This window comes from Candidatus Brocadia sapporoensis (assembly GCF_001753675.2).
Lineage (GTDB): Bacteria > Planctomycetota > Brocadiia > Brocadiales > Brocadiaceae > Brocadia > Brocadia sapporoensis.
Window position 1 is genome coordinate 15320 of record NZ_MJUW02000018.1, and the last position, 21790, is coordinate 37109.

The window sequence follows — 21790 nt, forward strand, 5'->3', positions numbered from 1 at the left end:
GTAATTTTTCAAATTCTCGCGGTAGAGGTCAAGAAATGCCGAATAGAATTGCAAATATTGAAAATACCCTTAAAATCTGTGGAAAATAAAAAGAAGAGAAATCATGTATGAGAGAGTATAAGGGTCGGTAACAAGCTCCGAAGGAGTATCACAATCACCTGTGTCTGAATCAAAAAATCTGCTCCGCTCTGTGCAGACTATCAGCGTTTGCACCTTTTTAAGCCGCATCCTGGGCCTTGCAAGGGATATGATCTGCGCCAGCATCTTTGGAACAAGTATGGTGTGGGATGCCTTCACGGTTGCCTTTAAGATTCCAAATTTATTTCGCCGGCTCTTCGGTGAAGGCGCACTCAGTGCAGCTTTTATCCCTATCTTTACAGAACGGATCGAAAAGCACGGCAGAGAAGAAGCCCTGGTATTTTTTAACGTTGTAGCTACAGCGCTCATTATTATCTTAGGTGGTATTGTCCTGGTGGGTGAAGGGTCTTTTTTTATTATTCCGAGGGCATTTCAGATACAGGAAAAATGGCAACTCGTCCTGAAACTGCTTATCATCATGTTTCCATATGTCTTCTTCATCTGCCTGGTCGCTTTTATGGGTGCGGTGCTGAACACCCTTCGTCATTTTTTTATGCCCGCCATTGCGCCGGTTATTATGAACATATGCTGGATCATCGGGGCAGTCGTTGCTCCCTACACAGGGAAGACGTTGGGCACCATGATCTATGCTGTGGCCATCTCGACCTTCCTTTCAGGTCTTGTTCAGGTGATCATTCAGATTCCTGCGTTTCGTAAAAAAGAGCTATACTATCAGTTTATTCCCAGATTTACGGATCCGGGCTTAAAATTGGTATTAATCCGCATGGCTCCCATTGTCTTTGGGCTTGGTATTGTTCAGGTCAACGTTTTACTCGATAGCATCATTGCCGTTGGGTTTTCCTCGCCGCAAGGCGGGCCGGATCACTTTACCCTGGGAGGAATGACCATCCCTTTTCCCATGAAGGCCGGTGCCGCATCCGTACTCTATTACAGCGACCGGTTGATCCAATTTCCTTTGGGGGTATTCGGGATTGCCATGGCTACCGCTGTGTTTCCACTCTTTTCCACCCATGCAGTCCGGGAAGATTGGAGTAATTTTTCGACGGCCTTTAACAGGGCGTTAAAATTTATTCTTTTCATCGGGATTCCGGCGTCGCTGAGTCTTATCGTCTTTCGGGAACCGATCATCGATCTCCTTTACCGGCGAAATCAGTTTGATGCAGAATCGGCTTACCGGACATCACGCGTTATCCTCTTTTATGCCATTGGGGTATGGGCCTACTGCGGGTTGCATGTCTTAATCCGGGCATTTTACTCCGTGAAAGATACCGTTACTCCGGTAAAAATCGGGGCAACCTGTGTTGGGCTAAATCTCGTGTTAAATCTTTCACTTATCTGGGTATTAAAGGAAGGCGGCCTTGCGCTCTCCACCGCCATCAGTTCTATTGTACAGATAGTTATTTTGACCCTGAGCTTGCAAAAAAGACTTCAAATTAAGATAAAAAAAGAGGTTTTTGCCTCATTATTAAAAACGATAGTTGCCTCATTAGCGATGGCAGTGACTGGCTGGTTCGCCCTCAGGATGTTTCCTGGTTTAAACGGTGGCGGAAGCCTTTATGCCAAAGGGCTTCGGCTGTTTATCCCTATGCTTTTGGCATTTGCTGCATTTGCAGCGACCTCTTTGCTGCTTAAACTGGAAGAGTTTGGGTATCTTGTCAAACTGTCCTTGAGAAAAGGTTAAAAGTTTTAAGACGCAATTTTGCTCATATCAAGGTTTCATCTTCTCTCGCAATTCTCTCCCATGCTTTTTGCCCGATTTTTGGGAGGAATATTGAATTGCAGAAGTGTTTGGGGCGCGACGGCGCTGGTAAAGTGAGATAAAAAGGCCTGTCGTCCAGCGCTTTATGCGCAACTGCTTGTGCACCCTGCCGTTTTACAAGCCTGGTGATATCGCGGTAAACCTCAAATTTTTACCCATCTGTCTGGAAGTCTGCTGTACGAGAGATATGCATGATAAAAATCTTCTTAACCATCTATGTGCCGACTGATCTGCGTTTTTGAGTAATGTCATCTGTTTTGAAACCCTGCGTAGAGACAGGTTTGAAACCTGTCTCTACAATAAAAAATGGAAAAAATCATGCCTTCCCCTCTACGATCTCAATTTCCTCAGGTGTGAGACCGTAAAGTTTGTAAACCATTTGGTCAATCTGGCGTTCAAGAACAGCGGTGTCGGCATTGGGGTCTTTTTGCTTTGCGGCGAGGATTTGGTCAACGAGATCAATAACCGGACGCTGATCCCGATGAGAAATTCTCGGAACGGGGATTTTACCAACATAATAATTATCGAAATCCATTGTTCTAATTGCGGCACAAAAAATAAACTTGTAGGTATACCAGCTTGTAAATGTCGAATTTAATAATGCTAATATATATCGATAATCATACTGTTTATCATTGATTATAGTATTTTCAACTGTATCAACACTTAAAACGTTACCTTGAGAGTCGTAAGCTGACATAATCATAATGCGCGGTACAGGATTCTGAATGTGGGCTACAAGCCTTTGTGAAATAATTTTCGGTTGTTGCATGAAGGATAATTTGTTCCGTTCACCTCTAAGAACATCTTTTGATAAATATCCTTTTACACCGTTACATCCGTATCTAAAAATGTTTTTCCCACCTATAACAGGATAATCCCCTTCTGGAGAAAGATATTTTTGAAGTCCAACACCTCTTTTCGTTTCTGAAATATCCTTCATGTAAACGCAAGCTGTTTTTAGATTTTCTACGATTTTTAATTCTTTTTGAGTTACGTCGCATATCCATGCTTTGTATCTCAGAACAAGATCATTGGGAACATTTGTCGAGCGGACAAATTCATTGTCTAAAAGTTTTCTTGCTAAATATTTTTTCATATGGATTGACTTGCTATAAACGAATACTACCTGTTCCAGTTTTACGTTTTCAAAGGCTTTTTCAACGTCCACAAGGATACTGACGTTTCCGAGCATTGATTTAACAAGACTAAACCAGTTTTCTGAATAGAGAAGCGATTTAGGTACGATAAAAGTAAGCGTTCCTTTTTCTCCTATTAATCTGTTCTTGCCATAATCGATAAAAATTGCAGCACTGTTTGAATTAGTCGTATCTGAAAGATTCTGTTTTGTCTTTTTTAGCGCGACTCCATCAATTTTGGCTCCATATGGTGGATTTGCAATAACCACATCAAATCCCCAACAACCCCCTGTATCCCCTTTTGCTAAGGGGGAATTGGAGGAGGCATGAAACACTTCGGAAAAATAAATCTCAAAATCAAATTCTTTATGACCATTGGTGATCTGGCTTATCAGTTCATCAATCTGCTTTTTATAGTCTTGCTTTTTTGTGGGGTTGGTTTCGTTGAAGTAGAGTGGTTTGATTTTTTCCAGTTTAGAGAAAAGATGACTGTTAAACAGGTTTTTCTTCACTCCCAAAAGCGAATTCCCGCAGACAATCTTGTAATCCAGATTGGGCAGGGGCTTGATGTTTTTTATGTCATCTTCATCTACCACAAGCGATAACCACAGCCGGAGTTTTGCAATCTCCACGGCGCCGGGGTCGATATCGACACCGTAAAGGGAGTGTTCGATGCAGTGGCGTTTGAAGTTGTAGGTTGAGCGTAGCACAGACATTCTTGTCTGTGGTCTATCTGGCTCGGACATTATTGTCTGTGTATCTTTGGGCTGATCACTGGCAGGAATGCCTGTGCTACCGTGATATAACCAATACTTATCCTCTGATAAATTGGCTTTAACTGGATTTTCAGCAATGTAACGGATAAAGCGCTGATATTGGGCTTCACTGCGAACGATATGATCATAGGATTCATCCATCCAAAATTTGCTGCCCGTTGTTCCTAACATCTGATTTATTTTTCTTGCACTCGCGCCTTTGATTCCTTTTAGCAATTCAGAAAGTGAATTGCCTGCCAATGGTTCAAGAAGGAGATGAACATGATTCGGCATGATGACCGCTGCATGAAGTTGCAGCCTTTCCTCATTGAACCGCAAGAGACATTCCTGAACAATCCTTCGAACTTCCGGTTGTGCCAGTACACATGAACCGTAGCCTGAATCAAGCCAACTTTCCAATCTCTTTTCAAATTGTTCACCGTATTCTTTCCATTCTGTTTCACTCCAGGGCTCACGATGTTTGCTTATCCAGAGATCGCGTTCGTCTTTCCATGTATTGAGTTTTTCCTGAGGTAGTGAATCGGCAAGGCGAAAGGTGATCCAGTAAATAGAGCCTTCCTTTGTCCAATGAGGCAAGTTGCGACGGGTTATGGTGGTGACACAGACATTCCTGTCTGTGGTAGTATCATTATTATCACAGACAGGAATGTCTGTGTCACCATCACCCTTAAAATAAACCATAAGTGCATTTCTTGCCTTTACAATTTCATTCATCATGCCCACGGGAAAGGCGCCAGAACCTACCGCCGGGTCGCAGACGGTGATGTCTGCCAGCTTTTGATCGATCAATATGGCATTCTTGCGAATGCTTTCAGGCAGTTTTACTTTGTAATCCGAAGATTTCTGTTTTCCCTCTAAGATTTTTTGTTCTTTGATTAATGCGGTTTCTTCATTCTCACTAACCTGCTCGCCGACATGTATAAGGGTTTCAATGTCCTCTTTGCTTACCTTATTAACCCTGACAGGGTTTGAAACCCTGTCAGGGTTGGGATCAATCCTTAAGTCCAACTGCCTCTGTTTGTCTTCTTTGGCAAATATAGACAACTGTTTTCCGCCTAATATTTGATTGGAGGCAATGCCGTTTTTTGACTTAACTCTGACAGGGTTTGAAACCCTGTCAGAGTTGGAATTAGAATCGGCCAATTCTGTATGCAGGTAATTTATCAGGCTCTGCTGGCACATATAGTGGACAATCTCACGGGGTGTGTAATAGACGCCATATTGCTTGTTGAATTTGCTTTCTTCGCCTTTTTTCCCGCTCTTTAATGCCTTCTTGTATTCTTCAAAGTTATCAGGGCGGATAGCGTTGAACTTTTCATACGCCTTGCCCAAAAGTTCTGGGTCAATGGCAACTTCCTTTTCCAGCGGCTCGTCTTCTCTGACGGTAAAGTTGTAGCGGTCAAAAATATCCAGAATGCCATCACCCTTGTCACCTTCTTTGGTCTTGTTTTTATTAGAGAACAGGCTGTCCGGTATACAGATATCGGTATGCACCCAGTCGTAGCCGCCGTTGCTGCCGATGGGGTCAAAGAGGCCACCGTTTAAGAAGGGGATTTTGCAGTTAAAACGGCTGTAATAGTGATCATCATGGCTGCGGTCGATGCGCAGGGCTTCGTAAAAGAGCGGCTCCAGGATATCATTGAAGAAATTTATAGTATCGCAAGCATCCTGCTTGCGGTTTGTATTGGTTGAGCTCAGGCTAAAAGCCTGAGTTACTCTTTTCTCAAAAAGCTCACGCAAAAAGCGTTTGGAGCCTGTGCCCCATGCGGCATCACGGGCAACGCCGAACCAGCCTTTTTCTGTAAAAAATAGAGAAAGACAATTTGGCCAAAGAGTTTCTTGGCGAAGTTTACGGTATCAACCCCCTTCGATTTAAATTCATTCTGCAGGCTGGAAGCCTGCGCTACTATCTTGTCCAGTTCTTCTTTTGTGCGGATGAAAAGTTCACGGTATTTGATGAAAAATTCTTTGGTAACGGTCTCAATATCAAATGCCTGTTCCAGTTCGGCAAGGGTTGGACTATGTTCATCATTTGCGAGGATGTCCACCAGTCTGCTCTGGGCGGTATGGCTGTTTTCATTTACGCCAACCAGGAATGACCACCGACGTGCAGGGGTGAACTCTTCCTTTACCTTCATCCTACCGGTTTGAGCTTGTTCAAACTTATAGTCCATCTTGACCAGTGAAAATCGCCAGTCTTTCGCATCGGGGGATACAAAGGCAACCAGCGCCGCATCCTTCAGTTCACCGCCACGGCTGCCGTTCAGATACCATGCAACAAAATTGCGCTGCATGGTGCGGGCGCGTTCAAGGGAGGTCTCTTTCTGGAGTTTTACGATAAGCATATCAATCCTGTTTTCACCATCATTGAATTTACCAATTCGCTCCAGACTGCTGATATATGCCTTGTAGGCATCGGGGACGAACTGACCCTGGTAAGTAAACGAGGCTTCTTCAATTCGCTTCAAAAGGTTTTTGATAAAACCGACAAACCTCTCTTTATCAAAAGTACTTTCAAAGGTTTCTCTGATAATGTTTTGTGCCTGATGTTTATCCATAATCTATTTTTCCGGCAGTCTCATGAGGTACTTTTTGCCTTTACCCGTCAGCCGGTATCTCTGAAGCCTGCTCTGCGGCTTTTCCGGGATAGTCATTTCTATTAGCCGGTAATGTATCGCTGGTCGTATATAGCTGTATAGAAATGTAGGGCGGTGTGACAGACCAAGCCTTCGCATAAGTTCGCTGCCACTCAATGTTTCTCCCCGCAGCGATAACAACAGCCTTTCTACTTGTTCGGTGACTTGTTCGGTGACTTGTTCGGTGACTTGTTCGGTCTTCTTGAAAACAGTGACCATAAAGCCGCCGCTCATTTCCTTGAATTCAGGAGTTGGAAGTCCGTATTCCTTAAATCCATTAAGTATTCTTTTAATGCCTGAGCCGTATTTCTCTATCAAACCAGCAGATTTAAAGGCTTCTGCAATCTTCTTGTTGCGGGCGATTGAAACATAATCACCCTTTAAAAGCTTGGCTATAGTAAGCCCGTTGGGCAGCTTGCCGGCGTTAAAAAATTCGATTTTATTATCATAAACCTTGATTATAGAGTCCGCCGGACTTGTGTAGTCCCTGTGTATAATTGCATTAATGACTATTTCACGGATTGCATTAAGCGGATAATCCCATCGTTCTTCCCGCTGCGGCTTGCCGGTAATAATGTATGCCTTGTTGATATGTTTTTTAATAAAATCCATAACGCCCTCTACCTCTGAAAAGAGGTCGGCTTTGAGAGTGGCGCCATCCTTGATAATGGTATCTGTCTGAAACCTGCCGAGTTCTATGGTGCTGATACCCGATTCTCCTGCCATAAAAAGGAGAAAGCCGGCGTAGGTTATTTTGCCTTCGCGCATCAATTCAAATTTTTGTAATACTGTCAACGGGTCATCCAGAATAGGATTCTCTCTGTTTGTATTGGTACGTTCAATGAATTTTTGAATCTTATCAAGCGAAATGTCTTTTTCGGAGTGATGCTCATCAATATGAAAGTCCCAGCTTGAGTTGAATGTCCTGAGGTGTAAATTTACCACTTCTGACACAGACAACTGGTGGTTTGCATTTTTGAAGCGTTTGTAATATCTCCCCTTGCACGCAACAGGCTTTATCGGTGATTCCTGCACAGAAAAGATTACAATATTTTTCTTTTTGATTGTTCCAATCTCAACATCAGGTATTATTGCATGTGATGTGTCTTGTTTGACATGATTAATCCAGTTTTGAATAGTCTCTTTGCCGACTTCCGTTCCTTTTATCTCTCCTTTATCGGATACGCCAATAAAAACCTTGCCGCCGCTGGTATTGGCAAAGGCTACAAGGGTTTCTATAGCTTCCCGGTCAAAGCTGAGTTTGAATTCAACTGTCTCAGACTCTCCGACATTAAGCATCTTTTTAGTTTTTGTATCTATCATTTATTTCCCCGTCAGATACATAGACAAAATAACTTCCCGCTTGCCAAATACCACAGGGTTCTGTTCTGCGTAATGTTCTTCCAGGAGTCTTGCCGGGATGTGGGTCTGAAGCACTGCCAACACCTTGAACGGGTTAACGATTTCATTCGTAAGTGCATTCAGGGCCTTCAGCGTTTGGATTGCCGTCTGTTTGGGCAGTCCCCCTTCCTCAAGTTGTATCAGGACTTTTTTCAGGTACAGTTCCTGGTCTTCTGTCAGTTTTTGTGTATTCTTCAGGGTCGCTTTTAAAATTCTCAGGATATTTGCAGCGCTGTCACGTCCGCCCTTTTGCCCGTGATGCGGCATTTCCTCCGTTGTCGCCAAAATAAATGCCTCTTTATTTTTTTCCAGGAGTTCGTAAAAATGTTCGGGGAGTTTTTCCTTCGTTTCATCAGGACTGCTCTCCAGCAGTTTTGCCGCAGACAGGAAATCCATTTCTTCCCCCATATTTTTAATGTCGGCTTTAAAAAACTTCTGCAGCTTTCCCCGTCTGAAGTAAGTAATTAACCCTGACAGGGTTCCCAACCCTGTCAGGGTTTTGGCGGTGCGCGCCTTTTTGGGAAGACGTTTTATCCTTTCAAAGAGGTCGGGGGCTTTATCGCGAATCTCTTTTATCACCTGGAGGTACTTCAATTCGCTTTCCCCAGATTCTTCCTCACCTTCCAGTGTCTGTTTGGAAATCAACCGGTTAAAGAGTTCGTGCGAGCCAATCGGCTCTCCTTCGGTCAAAAGCTCTGCGTCTCCGCCAAGCAAGGTTAAAAAGGCATTGATTTTCACCTCTGCCGCTTCTTTCAGTTTTATCTGGTCATTTGATTGTTTGGTCGGGAAAAAATTAAAGGTATGGATCTTGTCAAATGGCGTATCAACACGGTTAACACGTCCTACCCGCTGCATCATGCGGGTAGGATTCCAGGGGATGTCGTAATTGATCACGGTATTTGAGCGGTGCAGGTTAACACCCTCAGCCAATACTTCAGTAGAGACCAGTATCCGATAATCTTCTTTCGGATGACGTGCCCGGGCGTCAAAATTTTCAATGACCTTGTCGCGGGTTGTCTCACCAGAATCTCCGGTAAAACACAACACCCTATCAGGATATTGCTGGTTTATGTTTTTAAAGAGATAGTTTGCGGTTTCCCTTGATTCGGTAAAGATAATCAGATGATTTTCTTTCAAAACAGGATTTTTGGATAGTTCCCCCAAAAATCTTAAAAGCTTTGGGTCTCGGTCAACGTGATGCCATAGTTGTTTAATCTCGAGGAGAAGGTCATGGTCGTGTTGCAGGTCTGCCCTTAAGCCTTCCTTAAATTCACTGCTTGCATATCTTTCCGCCTTGCCTTCGTCTATCAATCGCTGGACGGCTTCATCGTCATCGTTCTCAAGGAGTTCAAAAATTTTATTCGTGTGCTTTTTACTTACATACACATTGCCGTTATCAAACTCTTTTATAAACATCTCGTAAGAGCGCAGGAATCTGTCCACCGAATTTTTAAAGGCGAAAAAACTGCTTTCAAGACGCTTCACCAGCAGGATTTTCATAAACTTGCCCATATTTCTCTGGGACTGCTGTTCAAGCTGGCCAACTTTACCTTCATAATAAAGCATGGGCATATAACGGGCGTATTTGAATTTTTGCGCTATCAATTCTATGGTTTTGTTGAATATCTCGTCCTCCCTATCATTGAGTTCGTAAAAAAGGGGGACTGGCCTTTCAACATCAGGGAATTTAAGGTTTTGGCTCTTTATGTCTTCACCGAAATATTTTTCGATCTCTGTTCGGGTACGTCGAACCATTAAATATTTGAGGACTTTTTCTCGTATTTCCCGCGCATTTTCTTTTACCGTATTTATGTATTTGGCATAATCCTTCTGCCGGTCCAGTTTTTTCAACTTTTTATCCAGGCCATGAAAGAAGCCTTCAAGGTCAGGAAGATTTGGGATAGTGCTTTTTCTGGCCTTTTGAAATAGTTTTAAAAGGCTCAAAATATCTTTTGGCGCATTGTTATAAGGCGTAGCCGTTACAAGAACAACCCTTTTACCGCGGCAGATTTCCGCCAATTTTTCATAGGTAACCGTTGTTTCGGTTCTAAAACGGTGCGCCTCATCAATGATAATATTGGTGTATTTCTCTGTCCCTCTGTCAACAAGGTCATCCAGTTTGCCCAGAGATTCAAAGTCTGCCGGCATCCTGAAATCAGAAAAGACATTGGGCCATGAACCGGGGTTTGATTTTTCGAGAAGCACGGGCGGGGCAATGACAAGGGTTCTGCCGTCAAGCTGACCCGCCAGCATTGCCGATATGTACGTCTTGCCTAAGCCAACAACATCAGAAATGAAGACACCTCCATATTCCAGAAGTATTTTACGCGCATTTAAAACGGCCTGTTCCTGATATTCCAGTTTTTTAAATTTTTCGGGAAGATATTTTAAAAACACTTCATCTGTCTGACCGAGTTCGTCTTTGAAATACTCATATAAAAATTTCAGATACAATTCATAAGGAGTAATCGTATGGTTCAACCAGGTTTTTATTTGAATGGTGTCAATATATCGTTCCCTTACATCAACTGCGTCTTTCCATAATTCATTAAATTTTTGTAATGCGAATTCATAGTCTGCCCTGTTTTTTAACTCGACATTAAACTCAAAGTTATCGATAAGACCTGATTGGGTAAAATTGCTCGACCCGGTAATCACCCTACCAATATCCCTGTCGCCTGCAACGAAGGTCATGATGTAAAGCTTTGCGTGAATATTTTCCGTCGGATACGCCCTGATTTCCAACCTTCCACTTTTAAGCCATTCCGTAAACTTAAGGATACCTTCTTCAACAGGGGAATTATCTTCAGAATTCTCTACTTCTTCAGCGACAGATTGTTCGAATTGTTCTTTTACTTCAGAGTGAGAGTATTGGGGGATTGGCCGATCATCGATTTTTGCTTTTTGGATGAGTTCTGTTGCTCGTTTGTTTGTGCTTATTCCGATAAGAATCCGGATCTTTTCGGTATTATCCAGAGATTTGTAGATGGCATGAAACCCGCTGGTATAGAAATAACCAACAAGCACATCAAAAAATTGGGTGTCTTGAATGAGCACCCTGAATCTTTCTTGCAGGTTTTTATTTTCTTCGTTGGTGATAAAGGTGAGGTCAGAGTTCATGGCTGCTTACATACTCTTTTGATGTATAAGCAATTACCTGCGAGTAACGTGCATATGTATTGATGGCAATTTTACCCTTTTCCGTGTCTAAAATCTCCATAATTTTGCATGCTTACCCATGTTCTGTCAGGTTCTCTTTCCTATACATCTTATATAACTGGCTGTAAAGCCCTCCGAAACGAAGGAGTTCTTCATGGCTGCCCTCTTCCACCTTCTCGCCTCTGCTTAATACTATGATCTTGTCACAATGAAGAATGGTGGACAATCGGTGGGCAATGAAGATAGAAGTCCGGTCTCTGGTGGCTTTAAGAAGGGCATTCTGGATCAAGACCTCGGAGATTGTGTCCATGCTGGACGTTGCCTCGTCAAGGATTATTACCTGTGGGTCGTACAGGATGATCCTGGAAAGTGAGATAAATTGGCGTTCGCCTACCGAGAGATTTGCGCCACGCTCGGCAATTTCCATGTCGAGCCCGCCGGGCATGCGATCAATAAAGGGCATCAGCCCCAATACCTCAATGGTTTCTAACACCTTTGTGTCGGACATGGGATTAAATAAGGTGATATTGTCCCGCAAGGTGCCTGCAAATAAAAAGACATCCTGGCTTACCAATCCAACAACGTATCGCAATCCTATCTTTTCTATATTCCGTATATCAATCCGGTCCAGCAGAATAGTTCCTTTTTGAGTTTCATAGAGCCGCGTCAGGATGCTTGCAATCGACGTCTTTCCGCTGCCAGTTACTCCTACCAGCGCAACCGATTGTCCGGGTTTAATATGAAAAGAAATATCTTTCAACACATAATCATTTTTATGATAAGCAAACCAGATATTTTGGAATTCTATTTCTCCTTTAAAATCCTTCAGAGGGACTTCTCTGGCGGGATTAGAAATGGCATAATCTATTTCGGCTGGTTCCTGCATGAGACCAAACACCCGTTCTGATGACGCCATGGCCCCCTGAAAAATATTATATTTCTCGACAATATCACGGATGGGGTCAAATAAGTCATGAATATACGCCAGGAACGACACTAAGACGCCAAGGGTAAGAAAACCATGCATGTATCTCGCTGCGCCATACCATATCACCAGGCCTACCGCCAATGCATTTACCATGTTAATTGCCGGCTGGAATATCGCAAAATAGCGGATATATTTGACCTGTTCTTTTAAATAGTCATCATTGATTGCGTCAAATTTGGCGTAATTTCTTTTCTCCCGGTTAAAAAGCTGGATGACCTTCATCCCGGTGATATTTTCATTGAGATATGCGTTAATACTTGCCAGCTTGCGCCGTATTTCACGGAAAGAACTCTTCATGTGTTTTCCGAACCAGAGGGCAATTATCACGATTATGGGGAAGACGGAAAGGGTGATGGCAGCAAGCTTCCAGTTAAGAATTATCATGGCCACAAATATCCCAATGATGATGAAGATATCTCCGATTACCACAATAACACCGGCGGAAAAAAGCTCTCCAATGGCTGCAATATCGTTGGTCAGACGTGTAACAACTCTCCCAACAGGATTTTTATCAAAAAAAGAAACGGGGAGTGATTGAACATGGCGAAAAAGTTCCATGCGTATATCCAGCATAACCTTCTGTCCAATGGCCTGAATGTTATAGCTTTGAACCACGACTAATAGGAGCCTTAAAGTTTCGATCCCGAGGATGGCGAATGCCGTTTTGTAGAGTAACGCCGTATCACCCTTACCGATTCCATGATCAATTGCATATCCAAAGAGATACGGGCACAGTAAAAATAAAACGGTAGTAATAAGCACAATAAAGACAGATAACAAACCTGATGCCTTATACCGCAATACATGCGACAGCAGCTTTCTGATAACCGCCTTATCATATATTTTATCTGCTAAAACGTCTTCGGTGAAAAATTCTTCTTTATCCATAAGGTAAGTGGGAACGACAGCAAAGCTGAACCATACTTTTCATTTGCGGGGAAGCTTCGTTCTTAAAAAATGCAGAATGACGACGATTACCTGGTCTTGGTATCTTTGCGAATGATGGGCTTTTGGTCAGAGTCATTTGGCTTCTTGCTATGGACGTCTTTGAAGTCGGCTAGCCGATGTTCGCTGGTAGGGAAATTATCTCCTAAATAGGATTGGCGCGCAATGGGGTTATTCAGGATTTCCTGGGTGGTGCCTTTGGCAACGACGGTGCCTTCACTGATTATATACGAGTGATTTGTAATACTCAGCGCCTCGCGGACATTGTGGTCGGTAATCAGGAGCCCAATCCCCTTATTCTTCAGTTTCAGGAGGATGTCCTGCACCTCGCCAACAGCAATAGGGTCGACTCCGGTAAATGGCTCGTCGAGGAGGATCATGGTAGGAGAGCTGGCAAGCGCCCGCGCGATTTCAAGCCGTCGCCTTTCTCCACCCGAAAGGGTAAAAGCCTTGTTTTTCGCCAAGGATGCCAGGTTAAATTCGTTTAGTAGCCCGATCAGTCGTTTATATTTCTCGTCGGAATTATACCGGTGGGTCTCCAGGATTGCCAGAATGTTTTCCTCGACCGTCAGACGCTGAAAGACGGATGGTTCCTGGCACAGGTATCCCATCCCTTTCCGTGCACGCATGTAAATGGGAAGATCTGTAATATCCTCATTTTGAAAGATTACACGGCCGCTGTCGGGACGGACAGCGCCAATAATCATACTGAAGGAGGTGCTTTTCCCTGCCCCATTTTGACCGAGTATTCCTACAATCTCTCCATCATTGACCTCAAAACTGACATGATTTACAACGGTACGCTTGCCGTATGACTTGGTTAATCCCTCTGCTCTTAGCAAATTCATAACGTTATTTTATAAATTTAATTGTGTTCAGAGGCCAGAAAACAAAAAATGCCTTGCCAACAATGTTCTTTTTCGGGACAAATTTCCATACGCGGCTATCGTTGCTGTTTCTGCTATTGTCTCCAAGCATAAAATAATCCTTTTCTCCCAACTGTACCGGCTTAGTGGTGCCCCACGTACCCGACGAGAGACTGGTATAATAAAGATCATGAAATATTTTAATATTCTCAAAGGTGGCATGAATACGGGTGCCGCCAAAGCAAATTTTACTTGTTTCAAAGGAACGCTGATCAGGGACCGTTCCATCGTCATAGTCAAATGCAAAGACCTCTTTATTGTCTATGGTGAGGGGTACCATACGATCCACATTGGAGAATTCAATCTTATGCGAATGTCCGGTTTGCAAACCGATATCCTTTTCCACCACAATCGTTCCATTCCTCAGGAGACGAGTTTTTTTATCAGCGTTGTCTGCGGGAATAAGGGCGGTAAATATGTCATTATTTTTTTCCAGGACAAGTGTCAGGAGTTGAGAACCTTTTAAGAGGGTAACGTCAAAGCTGATCTTTGTATCGCCCATTTCCGTATGTCCGGTCCGGCTATTATACCCGTTTTGATCGGAAATACTTCGTCCAAATGTCGCGAGAGATGCGTTTGGATTTGCTCTGGACAGGGTATCCAGTGTAATTGACTTGTCGTGGGTCTGCCATGCATCGCCGTCGGTTATCCATACCGGGGCATCCTCTTCTTTCGCCGGATAATTACTGTCGTAGACCGGAAGCCATAACGTTTCCTGCACAGGAGCCGGCTTCCTTTGTATCTTGTCGTTGATATAAAGATCGCCATTAACAATCTGAAGCTTTTCACCAGGTAATCCAACAAGTCGTTTAATATAATTTTTCTTCTGCTTTGAAAATTTCGTTAAACCACACCGTGGACACCGGATTCCTTCGTGCCACTCCGTGTCGGGAAGTTGTGTGGAACAATTTTTACACGTGAGATCGTACAACGGATAAATAAACACCACAACGTCCCACCGCTGTGGGCCTTTAAATTTATACCAGAATTTATTCACCACGATTCTGTTCCCACCATGAATTATCCGGTTCGCCAGGTCTGGCCAGCTAACTGCAACTTGACACTTTGGACAATATCCTTTCCTCCATAACCATGCAGGCCAGTTATACCGGATCCTGGAGCCGCAAACGTCGCAATAAGCGGAGAGGCGTATCTCGAATTGACAATTAGGGCATTGGGCATTTTCACTCTGACGATCGGCATAAAAAAACCAGCTGCAATTCGGGCATTTCACATTCTTGTGCTCGCCTAACAAGGTGGGCGCCATCGAGCCCGTGGGGATTTTGAATGCCTCCACGACAAAATAACGGATAGCAAAGGCCACGGCTACGGCGATAATTATCGATTCGATATTTTCACGTAACTTACCCTTCTTCTTTTTCTCCCCCTCATTTCCTCTGATAATTGCTTGTTTTTCTTTTATATCAGCCACTTTACACCTCATTCATCAACAGATAATACCGACAAGAAGGCCTTTTGCGGAATCTCCACATTTCCGACGGACTTCATTCTCTTTTTGCCTTCTTTTTGTTTTTCCAAAAGCTTTCGTTTCCGTGTAATATCACCGCCATAACACTTGGCCGTTACGTTTTTAGCAATCGGCCGTATAGTTTCTCTGGCAATAACCCTGCTTCCAATTGCTGCTTGTAAAACCACCTCAAAGAGGTGTCGTGAAATTTCATTCTTGAGTTTTTTAACCAGCCTTCGTCCTTTTGTCTCTGCATCTTTCCTGTGGACAATGGTTGAAAGTGCATCCACACGTTTGCCCGACACCAAAATGTCCAGTTTTACCAGGTCGGCAGGCTCATAACCCACAAAATCATAATCCAGCGTTCCATAGCCCCGTGTAGCAGATTTCAGCTTATCAAAAAAATCAAAGATAATTTCAGCTAATGGCATTTCATAAATAAGTATTGCACGCCTTTCACTGAGGTACTCAGTGCCTTTATATCTTCCCCTGCGCCCTTCGGCAAATTGCATAATAGTGCCGACATATTCTGTGGGCAAAACAAAGCTGGCGCGGACCAACGGTTCTCTGAATTCATCAATTTCATTTACCGGCGGAACCTTTTCCGGATTATCGACCTTAATTACCTCTTTGTTGGTTTTCAATATCTCATAGGTCACGTTGGGGGCGGTTTGTACAATATTGATGTTGCTTTCACGCTCCAGACGTTCCTGTACAATTTCCATATGCAGGAGACCGAGGAATCCACACCGGAACCCAAACCCAAGCGCCTGGGAAGTCTCCGGTTCAAAGGTAAATGACGAATCGTTCAGTCTCAACCGTTCCAGTGCCTCGCGCAATACGTGAAAATCAGCATTATCCGCCGGATATACACCACAGTATACCATGGGCATGGGCGGACGATATCCCGGCAACGCCTCGGCAGCCCTTTCCCTATTGTGAGTTACCGTATCTCCCACCTTGACATCATGAATGGATTTAATATTGGCAATGCAGTAACCTACCTCGCCCGCTGAAAGACAATTTTTGGCTGCCATCTTAGGTTTAAAGACACCGACCTCTTCTACTTTAAACGAACGGTTTGTCTTCATCATGTATATCTCGTCACCCACTTTAACAGAGCCGTCAAAGATACGCAGGTACACAATGACGCCCCGATACGCATCATACATGGAATCAAAGATCAGGGATTTTAACGGTGCGCTGGGACTCCCCTTAGGCGGAGGGATGCGTCTGATTATAGCTCCAAAGATTTCATCAACACCTTCTCCGGTCTTTGCGCTTGCCATTAATGCATCTGCAGGATCGATGCCCAGGGTTTTTTCCATTTCGGTAAGCACTTCGTAAGGACGGGACTGTGGCAGGTCGATCTTGCTAATGACGGGAATAATCGTCAAGTTGTGCTCCATGGCAAGATAGGTGTTGGCAACGGTCTGCGCCTCGACGCCCTGTGATGCATCCACAAGCAATAATGCCCCTTCGCAGGCGCCAAGGCTCCGCGATACTTCGTAACTGAAATCCACATGGCCGGGCGTATCGATTAAATTGAGATTATACTCCTCACCATTCCGCACCAGTTTCAAAGCAACCGCGCTCGCCTTGATCGTAATGCCACGTTCCCGCTCCAGATCCATATCGTCCAGCATCTGGTTGCGGAATTCCCGGGACGAAATGGTATGGGTCTTTTCCAGCAAGCGGTCTGCCAGGGTAGATTTCCCGTGATCAATGTGTGCAATTATGCAGAAATTTCTAATTCTTTCAGTAGACATCCGGCCGCTCCTATAATCCCTGCATCATTTCCAAGTTCTGAAAACACAATTTTCGTATCTTGATATGATGCCTCAAATGCCCTTTGAGTAGTAACTCGCCTGATAGGGCCCATCAATAATTCTCCGGCGCCAGCCATGCCACCAGCCAATACAATCATCTCCGGGTTTAATACATGCATGATATTGGTAAGGGTAATTCCGAGGTAGCGACCTGTCTCTTCAATAACATCCAATGACACCTTGTCACCTTGAATGGCGGCATCGTTAATCATTCTTGCCGTAATCTCACCAGAACCTTTCAGTGAAGATAAGGCGCCGTTATCTAGCAATTCTTTAAAACGTCGCACCATGCCTGTTGCTGATGCAAACACCTCAACGCACCCCCGGTTCCCGCAATTGCATAGTGGTCCATCTATTTGTATCACCATGTGGCCAATCTCTGCAGCCACGTTATTGGCGCCCCGCCACAGCTTGTTGTCGATAACGATACCACCTCCCACCCCTGTTCCTAACGTCAACATTACCAACGATTTTACTTTCTTGCCCGCACCCACCCATTTCTCACCCCAGGCGGCAGCATTGGCATCATTTTCCAGCACGCAGGGTTTTGAAAACCGTTCTGACACGATGTGTTTTATAGGTATATTGCGCCAACGGGGTAGGTTGGGAGAAAAGAGAATCGTTTCGCCTGCTTTATCAACGAGGCCTGGTGATCCCAGCCCGATACCGAGAATGTCGGATTCTTTTATCTGAGCGCCCCGAATCGTTTCTGCGATGAGTTCGAGGATTTGATTCGAAATGGTCTGAGTGTCTGAATCAGAATCGGTTTTTGTGGAAAGGCGATGGAGAACTCCCCCATCCGTATCAACGATGCCTGCTTTTAAATTTGTTCCCCCCAGGTCAATGCCAACAATCCAATTACTCAATAATATAAATCCTTATTCCAAAAAATACGATATTTATTTTAAAAAACGAGAGAACTTACCGGTGAATTCCAATTTGTAATCCGTATGTCAAGTTATGTCTTCGGTTACAGGGTGGCATGGACAAACTTGATTGTCCATGGTGTTTGAATATACACACGGATTTGAAATATATCACACAGACAAACAGAGTTTGCCAGTGCTACCCTGTGACCCGCTTAAATAAAATGAAAATTCCTATACAATCAGGATAATCTCTGCAATCTTAGTAGCATTATTACGTAAAATCTTTTTTGACAAGTTTTCTGCTCCCTCCTTGATAGGGGAGATTTGGTTGCGGCCTTGCTGTGCGATATAATATGAAGAGCGAATTTTAACAAATGCCTTATCTTAAGTCAAATTTTATACTTGGCATTGACATGCCTGTTGTGATGTAGCCGCAACCAAATAAATTACCTGTTGTACCGCCCGTATTCAAAAACCGTCTCTTGTCTTATCAAGAATGGATGTGGTATAATGCTAATCCATCATATCCGATTGAAATGTCTTAACACAAAAACTCCCACAGGATAAAAGTGCAGAAAGGGGGTTTTCGTAATCCTCTCATACGTTTCTGGAGCTGAATAGATGCTCAGGGTCAGATTCCACGGCAGGGGTGGGCAAGGGGTAAAGGTCGCAAGCAGGGTACTTGGTACCGCCGCCTTTTTTGAAGGCTACCATGCTCAAGACTTCCCTCTTTACGGCGCTGAGAGGCGGGGTGCGCCAATAACAGCCTTTACACGTATATCTCACGTACCCATTCTGGAACGAGGGGTAATTTCTGAACCCGACATAATAATCATTCTGGATGAAACCATCCTGAATGACCCCTTGGCAAATCCCCTATCAAGGCTTAAAGAGGGCGGCGTTGTCTTTATAAACACTACCCATAGCCCTGCAGACGCAAAAGAAAAATATAAAATCGCTGAACAGGTTATTGCCTTAGATATAACGAAAATCAGTCTTGAAATACTAGGACTGCCTGTCCTGAGCACCCTGGCCGGTGGCGTTGCCTCAAGGATTGCCGGCCTCAGAGAGGATTCCTTAAAAAAGGCAGTTGAAAAGGAGGCATCGGAGATACTGACCGACAAAGAGCTTGTAGCGAAAAATAGGGAGGCGGCGCTCTCTTGTTTTTATGCGATTCAACCTATAGAAGTAAAGACATCAGAGGCCGTTTTTTTAGGAAGTCCGGTTGCAAATGTCCCCTTCGAGCCGGCCATGATTTCCAGTCCTGCCATAAATACTACGGGGAATACACCCCTGAGAAGGACCGGCAACTGGCGGGTGTTCAAGCCTGTCTGGAATTATGAATCCTGTACCCGGTGTATGACCTGTGTTGCCAGATGTCCTGATGGTTGCATTGCAGTGAATGAAGACGGTTTCCCCTTTACGGATTACGACAATTGCAAGGGATGCCTCATATGTGTTGAGGAATGCCCCGTAGGGGCTATAGAGAAGGTGCGGGAGGTTCATGCGTGACAGGGCGCTATAGAATATTTGAGGGAGAGTGGAATGTTTGAGAGAATTCAATATGTTTTGGAATGTCTTGCCGTCAGAAATGCAGGGTTGTATACTGGATCCATAATATAGTAGATGCTGTGTTGCGTAAACCGAAATATGCAGTAAAAACGCAACAGAGGCGAAAACCGTAAAGCGGAAAAGGTGAAACATTCGAAGAAAATAAACTCGAACGGGCTATTTGAAAATGAAATTGAAAAGAGACAGGAGTTTGTTATAATTTTTCTTTGTCATACAGGGGCCCATAGCTCAGCTGGTTAGAGCAGCGGACTCATAATCCGCGTGTCCAAGGTTCGAATCCTTGTGGGCCCATCTTTTCCCCTGAATTGGTATTTGCCTAAGATACCTTTTCCTCATCACCGTAGCTGGTCCAAGGCTTGCTGGATATCTTCTTTTTGTGCCTGTGCAGGGTCTATTTTTAACAATTTCTTCAGATAATGACGGGCCACTTCCTTGTCATTTTTTTTGTTAAGATAGATAAAAATAAGGTTTTTATAACTATCGATCATATCGGGATTCAGAAAAATTGTTTTCTGGTATACCTCTATAGCTTTATCTGTCAGGTCTGCGCCCTGGTATAAACTTCCAAGCGCATAATACGTGTCAAGGTTATGGGGATTCAGGCGGATTACAATATTATATTCATCAATTGCCTCGTGGTGTTTCCCCAACTTTTCATAAACACGTGCCAGATTGTAATGACCTTGCAGTTGGCTGGGATCCAATTTAACGGCTTTTTTGAATTCCACTATCGCCTTGTCGGGATCGCCTATGCTATTGCCAATATTGCCGAGTCCATTATGGGCCAGGGCATAGTCAGGTTTTATCCTTAACGCCTCTTCATACTCTATTCTTGCCTTATCGAGAGACCCCTGATTGAAATAGATATTGCCGAGATTGTTGTGGGCGCGATAGCTGTTCGGGTAGTCGGCAATGGTTTTTGTCCACAGCGTAAGTTCATCCCGCCAATTCCCGTTCTTCCGGATAATGGTAAATCCGTAGCCCCCAATCATGAGGATAACCAGGGTTCGTTGTACTATCTGTCTCGTTGGGATGGCGCGTGGAGACAGGGTGCGATCGGTGATCCGGTAAATGAGGATTCCTTTTGCCACACAAAACCCCATTGCCGGAATATAAAGATACCTCTCAGCCATGATATTGTCTATCGGATTGATGATCATGACGGGCAGGAGTGTGACAAAAAACCACGACATCCAAAGGGCAAATATGTTCCTTGTTCTGCACAGGATCGCAAATATGATAAAAATTGAGCATACGAAGGTTACGGCAAGAATCCATGATGCTTCCCACGGATGCGTTACCCTGGGAACCACATAGTCTGCATTAAGATGAAGCGGAAAGAATGACAGTTTGATGTAAGATGCAAGAATCTTTATCATGGTGGAGGCATTGACCCAAAAACTGCCTGGTTGGTAGCCAGATTGGAATGCAGGGTTGCCGAACATCATATACCGAATGATGAGATAGAACAGGGAAATAGCAAGGAATCCTGTATAAATTCCTTTCAGTCTTCTTGTAAGGGATGACCACGGTTTTTGATGAAAAAACACCGTAAATAACATCAGCAGAATGGGAAGGGTTATTGCCGTTTCTTTTGAAAAAAGGGCACAGAGATAGGAAATCAGAGAGACGGCATAATAAATGACACAACGGAATATTTGCCTGTGTTCTCCGTAAAAAAGTGAGTCAGATTTTATAAAGTAAATAAACGAGACGAGGAGAAAGGTTGCGGACAGGAGGTCTTCCCGATAGCCAATGGCGTTTACGGTCTCTACGAGGACAGGATGACTAACAAAGAACAAAATTGAAAGAAAAATGATCTTGTTATTAGATAAAATAGCACGGAGCAAACGATAAAATAGCACCGTATTAATGATATGCAAAACAACGTTTGTGGTGTGAAATCCAAAGGGATTTGTCTGCCATATGGCATAATCAATGAAATATGAAACGATGACCAGGGGACGATAGCCCATTTCTCCGGAGAGGGAGAAATAATCTTTCGTAAAGATTTTTGGGAGGTATCGCCATTCCCTGATAAATGAGTTTTCTGCAACAATCTTAAAATCATCGCAGATAAAATTACCGCAGGTTGCGTTTAAGTAAAGCGCCGTGGAAAACAGGGGTATTACAATAAGAATAAAGGCACCAATTGATAGTCTCATATAAATAAAAATCCCCCCATACCTTTGTTTTTTATGCGATATAGGGGGATTATATCATT

12 protein-coding genes and 1 tRNA gene are annotated in these 21790 nt (G+C 43.8%); 3 read left to right on the top strand and 10 right to left on the bottom strand.

What is annotated here, in order from left to right; genetic code table 11:
* Nucleotides 1-160 precede the first annotated feature (160 nt).
* Nucleotides 161-1780: a murein biosynthesis integral membrane protein MurJ gene (gene murJ, locus BIY37_RS00820; protein WP_070065952.1), complete on the top strand. Its 1620-nt coding sequence runs from the start codon at nt 161-163 to the stop codon at nt 1778-1780.
* Nucleotides 1781-2174: 394 nt separating this feature from the next.
* Here the strand turns inward: murJ and BIY37_RS12990 are convergent, their stop codons facing one another.
* The 9 genes from BIY37_RS12990 to BIY37_RS00865 all read right to left on the bottom strand — a co-directional run bounded on the left by BIY37_RS12990 (nt 2175) and on the right by BIY37_RS00865 (nt 17991).
* Entirely contained in the window at nt 2175-5513 is a 3339-nt protein-coding gene (locus tag BIY37_RS12990; protein WP_070065953.1) for an Eco57I restriction-modification methylase domain-containing protein, read from the bottom strand.
* Nucleotides 5486-6331 (bottom strand): hypothetical protein, encoded by an 846-nt coding sequence (locus tag BIY37_RS12995; protein WP_070065954.1) that lies wholly within the window; start codon nt 6329-6331, stop codon nt 5486-5488. The genes BIY37_RS12990 and BIY37_RS12995 overlap by 28 nt, the downstream gene beginning before the upstream one ends.
* A gap of 3 nt (nt 6332-6334) precedes the next feature.
* Nucleotides 6335-7732 carry a Fic family protein gene (locus BIY37_RS00835; protein ID WP_070065955.1) on the bottom strand — a complete coding sequence of 466 codons (1398 nt, stop codon included), beginning with the start codon at nt 7730-7732 and terminating at the stop codon, nt 6335-6337.
* Nucleotides 7733-10930 (bottom strand): helicase-related protein, encoded by a 3198-nt coding sequence (locus tag BIY37_RS00840; RefSeq protein WP_070065956.1) that lies wholly within the window; start codon nt 10928-10930, stop codon nt 7733-7735.
* Between the two features lie 112 nt (nt 10931-11042).
* Complete coding sequence (locus BIY37_RS00845) at nt 11043-12845, bottom strand: ABC transporter ATP-binding protein (protein WP_070065957.1); 1803 nt, start codon at nt 12843-12845, stop codon at nt 11043-11045.
* 86 nt (nt 12846-12931) lie between these two features.
* The gene (gene lptB / locus BIY37_RS00850; RefSeq protein WP_070065958.1) at nt 12932-13750 is read right to left on the bottom strand and encodes an LPS export ABC transporter ATP-binding protein; all 819 of its coding nucleotides are present in this window, start codon (nt 13748-13750) and stop codon (nt 12932-12934) included.
* Between the two features lie 4 nt (nt 13751-13754).
* Complete coding sequence (locus BIY37_RS00855) at nt 13755-15260, bottom strand: S26 family signal peptidase (protein ID WP_143299112.1); 1506 nt, start codon at nt 15258-15260, stop codon at nt 13755-13757.
* A gap of 8 nt (nt 15261-15268) precedes the next feature.
* Complete coding sequence (gene lepA, locus BIY37_RS00860) at nt 15269-17065, bottom strand: translation elongation factor 4 (RefSeq protein WP_070065960.1); 1797 nt, start codon at nt 17063-17065, stop codon at nt 15269-15271.
* The gene (locus tag BIY37_RS00865; protein WP_179129194.1) at nt 17032-17991 is read right to left on the bottom strand and encodes an ROK family protein; all 960 of its coding nucleotides are present in this window, start codon (nt 17989-17991) and stop codon (nt 17032-17034) included. The genes lepA and BIY37_RS00865 overlap by 34 nt, the downstream gene beginning before the upstream one ends.
* Before the next feature lie 624 nt (nt 17992-18615).
* Here BIY37_RS00865 and BIY37_RS00870 point away from each other — a divergent pair.
* Nucleotides 18616-19506, top strand: coding sequence for a 2-oxoacid:acceptor oxidoreductase family protein (locus BIY37_RS00870; protein WP_070065962.1), 891 nt, complete (start codon nt 18616-18618; stop codon nt 19504-19506).
* Between the two features lie 277 nt (nt 19507-19783).
* Nucleotides 19784-19857 (top strand) — tRNA-Ile (locus BIY37_RS00875).
* A 44-nt stretch (nt 19858-19901) separates the two neighbouring features.
* Here the strand turns inward: BIY37_RS00875 and BIY37_RS00880 are convergent.
* Nucleotides 19902-21731 (bottom strand): tetratricopeptide repeat protein, encoded by a 1830-nt coding sequence (locus BIY37_RS00880; RefSeq protein ID WP_070065963.1) that lies wholly within the window; start codon nt 21729-21731, stop codon nt 19902-19904.
* Nucleotides 21732-21790: the final 59 nt, after the last annotated feature.

Bases quoted from the DNA above. Each gene is read 5' to 3' on its own strand.
- BIY37_RS12995 (WP_070065954.1), bottom strand. From the start codon at position 6,331: ATGGATAAACATCAGGCACAAAACATTATCAGAGAAACCTTTGAAAGT.
- BIY37_RS00835 (WP_070065955.1), bottom strand. From the start codon at position 7,732: ATGATAGATACAAAAACTAAAAAGATGCTTAATGTCGGAGAGTCTGAG.
- BIY37_RS00840 (WP_070065956.1), bottom strand. From the start codon at position 10,930: ATGAACTCTGACCTCACCTTTATCACCAACGAAGAAAATAAAAACCTG.
- BIY37_RS00845 (WP_070065957.1), bottom strand. From the start codon at position 12,845: ATGGATAAAGAAGAATTTTTCACCGAAGACGTTTTAGCAGATAAAATA.
- lptB (WP_070065958.1), bottom strand. From the start codon at position 13,750: ATGAATTTGCTAAGAGCAGAGGGATTAACCAAGTCATACGGCAAGCGT.
- lepA (WP_070065960.1), bottom strand. From the start codon at position 17,065: ATGTCTACTGAAAGAATTAGAAATTTCTGCATAATTGCACACATTGAT.
- BIY37_RS00870 (WP_070065962.1), top strand. From the start codon at position 18,616: ATGCTCAGGGTCAGATTCCACGGCAGGGGTGGGCAAGGGGTAAAGGTC.
- BIY37_RS00880 (WP_070065963.1), bottom strand. From the start codon at position 21,731: ATGAGACTATCAATTGGTGCCTTTATTCTTATTGTAATACCCCTGTTT.